The organism is Brevundimonas sp., from assembly GCF_016463485.1.
Classification (GTDB): Bacteria; Pseudomonadota; Alphaproteobacteria; order Caulobacterales; family Caulobacteraceae; genus Brevundimonas.
The window spans coordinates 1-9,567 of record NZ_JAEMRD010000122.1 but is presented as its reverse complement, the minus strand read 5'-3'; the positions used below and the strand labels follow the sequence as shown (position 1 = coordinate 9,567).

Below are 9,567 nucleotides of genomic sequence, written 5' to 3'. Positions count from 1 at the left end.
GGCATGTCGCTGGAAGTCTATGTCGTGACCTTCGACCACGAGAAGATGACCCTGCGCGTCCCGACCAAGAAGGCGGCCACCGCCGGCCTGCGTTCGCTGGCCGCCGACGACGTCGTGACCAAGGCCCTGACCACCTTGAAGGGCCGCGCCCGCATCAAGCGCACCATGTGGTCGCGCCGCGCCCAGGAGTATGAGGCCAAGATCAACTCGGGCGACCTGATCTCCATCGCCGAGGTGGTCCGCGACCTGCACCGTGCCGACACCCAGCCGGAACAGTCCTATTCCGAGCGCCAGCTCTATGAATCGGCCCTGGACCGGATGGCCCGCGAAGTCGCCGCCGCCAACCGCATCGACAAGGACGCCGCCGTCCAGCTGCTGGCCAAGTCCCTCAGCGCCAAGAAGGCCAACGCCCCCGCCGCCATCGAGGAAGACGCCGAAGCCGAGGCTGAAGCCGCCTGATCCTTATCGGGTCGCCGAATGCAGAAAGGCCCGGTGGAAACACCGGGCCTTTTTCTATGGGCGCGCCGCAGCGGAGGGCCTGCCTTTCGGCGTCATGCCTTTGACCTGTATCGACCCGGTGCGCACTGCGCGAATGAGGTATGTAAAGCCTTAGCTTGCGAGCTTCGGCCGTCGGCAGCAAACTGGTCGGTGTCGGCCCTGATTTGCTTGAAGGGCATCGTCAGAGGACAGCGCGATGCCCACGATCATCGGATGGGCCGGGACGGATACCCTGACCGGCGGAGCGGGCGACGACTTCATCGTCGGGGGGCGCGGTGCGGACCGGCTGACAGGCGGAGCGGGTGCCGACCGGTTCCGCTTCAACAGCTGGCAGGACTCACGATCCGACGCCCCCGACACCATCACGGATTTCACGACCGGCGTGGACGTGATCGATCTGTCTTCCATCCCGGGCGTCGGACTCGTGCGGGTGCTGACCTTTGGGCCCAACACCGTGATCGTTGCCGCGACCGCGACGGGCCTGCTCCGCATCGACGTCACGGGCCGCGCTGTGGCCGCCGACGTTCTCGTGCCGCTGGGTGCGACGGTCGAGGAGATGGTCATCGTCACGCGCGCCAACGCAGGGTTCAACGGAAACATTATCGGGCCGCCCGACAATTTCCTCTATCCAGGGCGTGACTTCACCACCGGCACGGCGGCCGACGAGACCCTCACGGGTCACGATTACTATCCCGGCGTCGCCTTTGCCTGGAACGACATCCTCGACGGCGCGGGAGGAAGCGACAGCCTCTCCGCCGCCGCGTTCGACTGGGGCTTCGGCGGCGACGGTGCGGACACCCTGACAACGCAGACATCGCAGATGCAACAAGGCGCAAATACCTTCACAACCACCGGCTCATCTGCAGTCCTCACGGGAGGCGCGGGTTCGGATCGGTTTATCCTCGCGCGCCAGCCCGCGCGCGTCACCGATTTCACGACATCAGGACCAGACGCGGATACGCTGGTGATGGAGACAGCCAGCACACGCCTGCAATTTTCTGACGGCGTACAGATCGGCAGCTGGTTCTTCGTCGGACTGCGCATCGCTGATCTGGATCTGCGAACGGTCAGGAGCGACGGGACGGCTTGGGCGACGGGAGCGACCTTCGATCTGGGCGTCAGTGGCCTCTTCTACGCTCCTGCTCCGGGGCGGCAGCGGTACAACGGCGTAACCAACGCAGATCACATCGACTATTCCGACGTCACGGGACCCCTGCAATTTAATGCCGATTGGAGCTCTGGCGGCACGGTCAGCACGGTGTACGCCACCCGATTTGATCCGATTTATGGCTTGGTCGCCGATCGGGATGTCTATGATACCTTGACCGGCATCGAGATGATCACGGGAACCGCGTTCGCTGACAACATGCTCACCGAGGGCCGTATCACCCTGTCCGGTGGTGGCGGTGACGATCGCCTGATCGCTTTTCGTTTCCGGGGCGACAGCAATGTCGTGCTGTACGGCGGAACAGGCGACGACCAGCTTGTCGGAAATGGTGAGGACCGGCTCTACGGCGACGAGGGGCAGGACTGGATCCAGGGCGGCGACATGAACGACCTGATCTATGGCGGCGAGGGCAACGACCTGCTCGATCCCGGCACAGGTTCGGACCTGGTGGACGGCGGCGACGGAGCGGACACGGTCGTCTACAGCGGCGCGCGTTCGACCTATCAGATCACGACCGCGAACGGCGTCACGCGGGTTACGACCACGGCGAACGGCGAGACCGATACCCTGGTTGGAATCGAGTCCATCAGGTTCAGCGACCAGACCATCACCCTGGATCCCCCAGTCTATGTCTATTCAACGACCGGCGAAATCCTTCAGGGCACAGCGGCGGGCGATGTCCTGATCGGCGGTGGGGGTGCCGATTTCATATCCGGCGGCCAGGGCAGCGACATCATCCGCTATCTGGCGACCTCGGACTCTCAGGCCGGCGCGGCGAGGGACACCCTGTCCGACTTTCAGACGGGACAGGATCGGATCGACCTGACGACGATCGCCCCGACGTCGATCAGCGTGGTTCTGGTCGCCGAGGGAAGCTCGGTGCGGGGGGTCGTCTTCGCCGAAACGCCGACCGGGGCCTTCCAGACCTATTCCCCCAATGTGATCAACAGTCGCGACTTCATCTACAACGGCACGTTCGGCGTCTTCGTTATCGGGTCGTCATTGGCCGACGTGATCGTCGGTTCGACCCGCGCCGATCCGTTGCTGGGCAACGGCGGCGACGACACGATTACCGGCGGCGGGGGTGCCGACGCCATTGCGGGCGGGTCTGGGCGTGATCGATACGTCTACCTGGCCGCGTCTGACTCCAATGGGACCGCGGGCCTGGACAATCTGTACGACTTCACCAGCGGCGAGGACACGATCGACCTCAGGGGCCTGCGGCCGACTTCGATCAGCATCGTTCGCTCGGAGAACGGCTCCAGCTTCATCTTCGCCGAAGCCGCGAGCGGATCGTTCCTGACCACGGCGGCCCAGCGAACGGTCCAGGGATATGACATCGACTATGCCGGCACCTTGGGCCTTTACATCCAGGGCTCGACGGTCGCGGAGACCCTGATCGGGTCCGCCCGCCGCGACGAGTTGAACGGCGGTGCGGGTGACGACGTCCTGATCGGCGGCCTGGCCGCGGACGGGCTGTTTGGCGGGGCGGGTGCCGACATCTTCCGCTACGAGGCTCCGAGCCACTCGACCGCGTCGGAGACCGACATCATCCGCGACTTCGTTTCGGGCGTGGACGTGATCGACCTGCTGGGTGTGCGCACGGGGATCGAGGACCGGTTCGGCATCGCCCAGTCGGGAACCTCCAGCTTCCTGTTCGTCGATCTGGGTGGCGACGGGGTCAACGATATGGTCATCGCCCTGACCAACACCACGTTGCGCGCTTCCGACATTGTCTGGGGTTCGGGCGTGGGCGCCCTGGGCGCGGAACCGTCCGTCAAGCAGCCGGGGCCTGCGGTCATGCCTGTCGAGAATGATGGAGCCGTCGCCCTCGGCATCGCCGACCTGTCGGGTCATGAGGCCCGCTTTATGCAGGACATCGAGGGTCTGCGCGGATTTCACGGTCAGGACTGGTATCTCTGACCACCGACCCAGGTCCGCCACCCCGCACCCATAGAAGCCCTCCCCAACAGCCTCTCTGGGCCCCCCGTCGCCCCCAATTCCGGCTTGTCCAGCGGCTCCAGGTTTCAAACCTCGACCGTCCAATCCCAATGAAACAAAGGGATTGCACCTGCGAGGGCCCCCTTGAACGCGCCCAGGTTCGATCCTGTGTCACCCTCGACGCCTCTGTGGACGATGAGCGTGAGGAGGGGGTCGTGGACCGATCTGAGGATGAGTTGGGCGAGACGTCGCGCGGCCGGGGCGGTGGACGGCCGGCGGCGCCGGAGGCCGTCTGGGCGCGGGTGCGCAAGGATTATGTGGCGGGGCTGTCGGCCGCCGACTGTCGGCGTCGTCACGGCGTCGGGCTGACGGCCCTGTACGAACGCGCCCGCGCCGAGGGCTGGCGTCGCGCGGACCGCCCCTGGGCCCCGGCGGTCGACCTCGATCCCGACGACGAGGGCGCCGCGCTGGACATGGCGATCGACGGCGATCTCGATCAGGTCGATCACCCCCTGATGATCGAGGTCGCCGACCAACAGATGAAGCGCGCGGTCCTGCGCGGCGACGCGAACGCGGCCTTGCGCTGGCGGCGCATTCGGCTGGCGCTTGTGGCGGACCTGGCCGAGATCGACCGCAACTTCGAGGCCCTGGAACGGGAAATGCAGCCGGTCCGTGCCCGCCTCCGCCAGTCACCCCAAACGGTTGAAACGGTTGAAACGGTTGAAACGGTCGACGATGTCACGAGAGCCCTCGACCGGCTCATGGCCGCATCCAGGTGATGCCTTCAGAAATACTCGGCGTTGGCCGGGCAGGTCGCTGCGATCCGCCGCGCCGTGATGCTGGCCGGCAGATAGGGAGTGCCGCGTGCCAGTTGGGCCCCGCCGCTGAAGCGGAAGCTCTCGGTGCGATAGGTGCCGCTCAGCCGAACATTGACCCGGCGACCCTTCCTGTCGGTGCAGGTCCCCTCGAATCGGGCGTTGCCGCCGGCGAACTGGCGCACCGGATAGGTGCAGCGCCAGCGGCGGGTCGACAGGCCGCCGACGAAGCGGTTGATCTCGGACGGCCTGACGCATTTCTGCTCGGTGTCGCGAATGCCGACGGCCGAGGTCGTGTATTCCCAATAGCCGGGCAGGACGGTGTCGGCCCCGCCCGACTGGGCCAGGCTGGCCGGCGCGGCCAGCAGGGCCGCCACGGCAAGGGCAGGGGCCGCCACGGCGACCAGACGGAGAGCGAGCGCGGTGAAGGTCATCATACAGCCCTTGTAGTCACAGACTTCGACGCTGACACGACTATATGGCGGGATTTGAACCGGCGCTGAACGGCGCATCCGCCCTGCTAAGCCTTGACGCGGCGGCTCCGGTTCCTCTATACGGCCCCCTCTCGCGCAAGGGGCAACTCTTGCGCGCTTCCCGTTTCATGCCGGCGCGACGCTCGCGAAGGCCGCTTTCAAGGATTACGCGATGTCGCGTCGTTGCGAACTCACCGGTATCGGCCCGATGGTCGGCCACAGCGTGAGCCACTCGAATGTGAAGACCAAGCGCCGGTTCCTGCCGTCGCTGAAGAAGGTCAAGCTGGCGTCTGAGGCCATGGGTCAGTCCTACACCCTGCGCATCTCCAACGCCGCCCTGCGCACCCTGGACTACAAGGGCGGCCTGGACGCCTTCATCGTCAAGGCCGGCGACGAGCAGCTCTCGCCCACCGCCCAGAAGATCAAGCGCCAGGTCAAGGCCAAGATCGCCGAACTCGCCGCCGCCTGATTCGGGCGTCGCGCTGATATCGAAAAGGCCGCCCCTCGGGGCGGCCTTTTTGTTTGTCCGGGTCGTGGGTTTTCGGGCTGGTGGCCTCAGGCGTACCGCCGACGCCGCTCCGCGCTGAGCAGGGTCGAGCGCACGAAGTCGGCCGGGGGATCGGTCTCGGCCAGCACGGCCTCCTTGATCGCCCTCGGCTCGCCGAACAGATGGCCCTGGCCCATCGAGACGTCGAGCTCCAGGATGTCGATGATCTGACGCTCGTTCTCGCATTTCTCGGCGATCACCTCGATGCCGTAGCGCCGGGTCAGCTGGGCGAAATCCGAGGCCTGGATGTCGGGCATGGACCGCAGGGGTGCGCCCCCGTCGAGGTCCAGCAGCTGTTCGATCAGCAGGTCCGCCGCCACCTTGATGAACCGCACGTCCGACCGCTGGAGGTCAGAGAAGTTCAGGTCCAGCGTCTGCACCTTGTCCAGCGAGAACCGGAAGCCCAGGTCGGCCAGCTTGGCCATGTTGCGCGCTTCGACAGCGCCCCGGGCATCGAACGTCGCCTGACCAAGCTCGAAGATCAGGGCCTGGTTCAGGTCGCGGTTCTCGCTCAGGAAGTCCAGGAACTGCGGGAAGAAGGTCTCGTCACCGAGCGACGACAGGGCCACATTGCAGAACACCCCGACCTTCCGGTCCTGACGCGCCAGCCTGCGCACGATCTGGGCGCAGCGGAACAGCAGCAGGTTGTCGATGGCCGGCACCAGACCCTCGCCCTCGGCGATCGACAGATACTCGGCCGGCATCATGACCCGGTCCGTGGCGTCCCGAAGGCGCGTGAAGCTCTCGTAGAAGATGGTCCGGCGCTGAGGCAGGCTGACCACCGGCTGCAGATACAGATCCACCCGGTTCTCGCTCAGCGCGTCGTGGACCGTCTTGAGCAGGATGTTGCCCTGCTGACGGCGGCGCGCGTCGGGACTGTCGGGCGCGATCATCGGGGCGACCTTCAGCCGCTCGTCGATCGATTCGCTCATCTGCTGGATCAGGGTCTCCAGCATCCGGACCTCGCCGGTCAGCTCCTCGGCGGTGTTCAGGGCACCCGCCTCAATCGCCTGAGCCAGTTCGGCCAGGGCGTTCTGCTGCTGCTCCATGGCGTCGGCCAGCAGCCGGTGCGCCTCACGGACCTGGCCGATCTCGGCACGCAGGGCCTTGCGCTGACCGCCGCCACTGGCCAGCAGATGGATGACCCCCAGCAGGGCGAAGCTGCCGACCGCCGCCGCGAACCCCGCGCCCCCGCCCAGCCCCGCTCGCCACAGGAACGCGCCGACCGTCATCGCCACGAAGGCGTAGGCGAAGAACAGGAAGGCGGTGGTCAGTGCGCGCATGGTCGCCAGACTGGGGGAAGGGCTCGCGCCGGTCCCGGGAGGAATCGACCGAGTATCAGGCGATTGCAGCGCCGCCGCTAGGGGGCGCGCAGAATGATTCCACGTCCCCTTCCCCGACGTCACGGTTGGCGGGCCCGCCCGGGCATCGTAACCATCGCAAAGGCGGCGTCATGACCGCGACGGGAGCAAGCGCATGGAACTGTTCGACCTGACGGGCAAGGTCGCCGTCATCACCGGCTCGTCCAAAGGCATCGGCCTGGCCATCGCCCAGCGGCTTGCCGAACACGGGGCCAGGGTCGTCATATCCTCGCGCAAGGCCGGTCCCTGCGACGAGGCGGCCTGGGCGATCAATGCCAAATACGGAGAGGGCCGGGCCATCGCGGTCCCCGCCAACATCGCGTCGAAGGAAGACCTGCAACGGCTGGTCGACGAGACCAACTCTGCCTTCGGCCGGATCGACATCCTGGTCTGCAACGCTGCGACCAATCCTTATGCCGGGCCGATGGCGGGGATCAACGACGAGCAGTTCGGCAAGATCCTCCAGAACAACGTCGTCTCCAACCACTGGCTGATCCAGATGGTCGCGCCCCAGATGCTGGAGCGGAAGGACGGCTCGATCATCATCGTCTCGTCAATCGGCGGCCTGCGCGGCAATGCCCTGATCGGCGCCTACAACATCTCCAAGGCCGCCGACATGCAGTTGGCGCGGAACCTTGCGGTCGAGTGGGGGCCGTCCAACATCCGGGTCAACTGCATCGCGCCCGGCCTGGTCCAGACCGACTTCGCCCGATACCTCTGGGAGAATCCCGACCTGCTGAAGGAGGTCACTGGCCCCGCCCCGCTGAAGCGGATCGGCCAGCCCGATGAAATCGCCGGCGCCGCCGTCTATCTCGCATCCCCCGCCTCGGCCTATATGACTGGCCAGACTCTGGTGGTGGACGGCGGGATTACGATTGCCTGGTGATAGACCTTCCCTGAAGCAAGACCTGACCTGGCGGCTGGAGGCGGCGGGGTTCGACGCCTTCATCGGCCTGATGCGGCTGCTAGGGCTGGAGCGGGCCTCGGCGTTCGGCGGGGGTCTGCTGCGCCGGCTGGGACCCAGGACAGGCACCCACCGCACCGTGATCCGCAACCTGCGTATCGCTTTTCCCGACATGGACCCGGCGGCCCGCGAGCAACTCGCCGTCGATCAGTGGGAACAGACCGGCCGGGCCTTCGCCGAGACGGCGGTGATGGATCAGCTGACCCTGGCGTCGGGCCGGATCGAGGTCGTCGGGCTGGAGCGGCTTCACGCCATCCGCGACGAGGGCCGGCCGGTGGTCTTCGTCGGCGGGCACCTGGCCAATATCGAGACCCTGGCGGCGACCATCATCGGGTCGGGTGTGCCGTGCCAGATCACCTATCGGGCCGCCAACAACCCCTATGTCGACGCCCGGATCGTCAAGCTGAGGGCCGACTACGGGATCAAGCTTTTCGCGCCAAAGGGCGGCGACGGTGCGCGCGAGCTTCTGGCCGGCATGGCGCGCGGCGAGAGCGTCGCCCTGATGAACGACCAGAAATTCTCGGAAGGGCCCGAGGTCCTCTTCTTCGGTCAGCCGGTCAACGCCGCGCCCGGCCCCAGCCGCCTGGCCCTCAGATACGGCACGGTGCTGCAACCCCTCTCGGTCACGCGACTGCCGGGTGTGCGCTTTCGGGTCACGGCGCACGAGCCGATCCAGATCGAGAAGACCGGCGACCGTCAGGCAGACATCGGGCGCGGCGTTCAGGCCGTCACGACCTTCATCGAGGAGCGGGTGCGCGAGCATCCGGTGGACTGGTTCTGGGTCCACAAGCGGTGGCCCGACCGGGTCTATGCCGCGTTGTCGCCCGAGACCTGAGCGTCCTTGGGATCGGTCGAGCGCCGCATGGGGCCGCGGTAGGGGGCGTTGTTCCGCCGCCGGTCCGGGCCGAAATAGCCATCGGTCTTCACGAACGCGCGGGGGCGGATGATGACGGCCTGGATGCGATCGAAGATGGCCTTGGCAGTGATCGGTTTGACCACGAACTCGGTGACACCGGCATCTCGCGCCTCGGTGACGCGGCTCTTTTCCGAATGGCCCGTCATCATGATGATGGGCAGATAAGGGTTGGCGCTGTCAGGACTGTTGCGGACCAGTCGCGTGAACTCGACACCGTCCAGAGGGAACATGTTGAAGTCGACGATGGCCAGGTCGACCGCCGTCTCACGCAGGGCCTCGAGCGCCATGGACCCGTCCGAGACCTCGCGAATTTTGCGAACGCCGGCAGACTGGAGGATGGCGGACGTGATGGCCCGCATATGCTGGTTGTCGTCCACCAGCAGGATGCTGAGCGACTTGAGTGCGGACATGCAATGTTCTGACCGTGATGCCGAATCCGGCAGGCGGCTGACATTACGAATGATTTAGCCGGACGTCCACCGGGCGAACGGGGTTCAACCCTCAGGCGAATTCCGGCGCCTGGGCCCCGACCATGAGGGATGGGTCGAGGTTCCGGTCGCGCCACTTCATCCGCCAGCACAGATGCGGCCCGGTCGCCCGGCCCTTCATGCCCACAAGGCCGATCGGCTGGCCGCGAAGCACCCGCTGACCCGCCGTCACGTCCAGCCGCGACTGGTGCAGATAGACGCTGATCAGGCCCTGGCCATGCTCGATCAGGGTCAGGCCGCCCTCGAAATGCATGTCGGGCTCGGCCAGCACGACCAGTCCCGGTGCGGGCGCGTGGATCGGCGTCCCCTGGGGGGCGGCCAGGTCGATGCCGTAGTGGGGCCGGGCGGGCGTGCCGTTCAGGATCCGCTGGGCCCCCCAGGCGCTGGAGATGCGAT

At 66.4% G+C, this 9,567-nt stretch carries 10 protein-coding genes; 6 read left to right on the top strand and 4 right to left on the bottom strand.

Annotation, left to right across the window (positions count from 1 at the left end; translation table 11 throughout):
- From JHC99_RS14595 to JHC99_RS14585, 3 genes are all read left to right on the top strand, one after another.
- Positions 1-459 (top strand): CarD family transcriptional regulator (locus tag JHC99_RS14595; RefSeq protein WP_292155143.1); only part of this gene is annotated, 459 nt, incomplete at its 5' end.
- A 235-nt stretch (positions 460-694) separates the two neighbouring features.
- On the top strand, positions 695-3,589 hold the full coding sequence (locus JHC99_RS14590) for a M10 family metallopeptidase C-terminal domain-containing protein (protein WP_292155142.1): 2,895 nt from the start codon (positions 695-697) through the stop codon (positions 3,587-3,589).
- A 233-nt stretch (positions 3,590-3,822) separates the two neighbouring features.
- On the top strand, positions 3,823-4,386 hold the full coding sequence (locus JHC99_RS14585) for a hypothetical protein (protein WP_292155141.1): 564 nt from the start codon (positions 3,823-3,825) through the stop codon (positions 4,384-4,386).
- Positions 4,387-4,391: 5 nt separating this feature from the next.
- Here the strand turns inward: JHC99_RS14585 and JHC99_RS14580 are convergent, their stop codons facing one another.
- Positions 4,392-4,856, bottom strand: a complete 465-nt coding sequence (locus tag JHC99_RS14580) for a DUF3617 family protein (RefSeq protein ID WP_292155140.1) — start codon at positions 4,854-4,856, stop codon at positions 4,392-4,394.
- Between the two features lie 211 nt (positions 4,857-5,067).
- On the opposite strand from JHC99_RS14580, the gene rpmB reads away from it, so the two are divergent.
- Positions 5,068-5,364: a 50S ribosomal protein L28 gene (gene rpmB, locus JHC99_RS14575; protein WP_292155139.1), complete on the top strand. Its 297-nt coding sequence runs from the start codon at positions 5,068-5,070 to the stop codon at positions 5,362-5,364.
- 86 nt (positions 5,365-5,450) lie between these two features.
- Here rpmB and JHC99_RS14570 read toward each other — a convergent pair whose 3' ends face one another.
- Positions 5,451-6,725 carry an EAL domain-containing protein gene (locus tag JHC99_RS14570; protein WP_292155138.1) on the bottom strand — a complete coding sequence of 425 codons (1,275 nt, stop codon included), beginning with the start codon at positions 6,723-6,725 and terminating at the stop codon, positions 5,451-5,453.
- A 193-nt stretch (positions 6,726-6,918) separates the two neighbouring features.
- On the opposite strand from JHC99_RS14570, the gene JHC99_RS14565 reads away from it, so the two are divergent.
- Both JHC99_RS14565 and JHC99_RS14560 read left to right on the top strand, forming a co-directional pair.
- Entirely contained in the window at positions 6,919-7,689 is a 771-nt protein-coding gene (locus JHC99_RS14565) for an SDR family NAD(P)-dependent oxidoreductase (protein ID WP_292155136.1), read from the top strand.
- 70 nt (positions 7,690-7,759) lie between these two features.
- Positions 7,760-8,602, top strand: a complete 843-nt coding sequence (locus JHC99_RS14560) for a lipid A biosynthesis acyltransferase (protein ID WP_292155145.1) — start codon at positions 7,760-7,762, stop codon at positions 8,600-8,602.
- On the opposite strand, the gene JHC99_RS14555 is transcribed toward JHC99_RS14560, so the two are convergent.
- Together JHC99_RS14555 and JHC99_RS14550 are read right to left on the bottom strand one after the other, a co-directional pair.
- Positions 8,575-9,093 carry a response regulator gene (locus JHC99_RS14555; RefSeq protein WP_292155135.1) on the bottom strand — a complete coding sequence of 173 codons (519 nt, stop codon included), beginning with the start codon at positions 9,091-9,093 and terminating at the stop codon, positions 8,575-8,577. The two genes, JHC99_RS14560 and JHC99_RS14555, sit on opposite strands and share 28 nt — an antisense overlap.
- A gap of 91 nt (positions 9,094-9,184) precedes the next feature.
- Positions 9,185-9,567 (bottom strand): M23 family metallopeptidase (locus JHC99_RS14550; protein WP_292155134.1); only part of this gene is annotated, 383 nt, incomplete at its 5' end.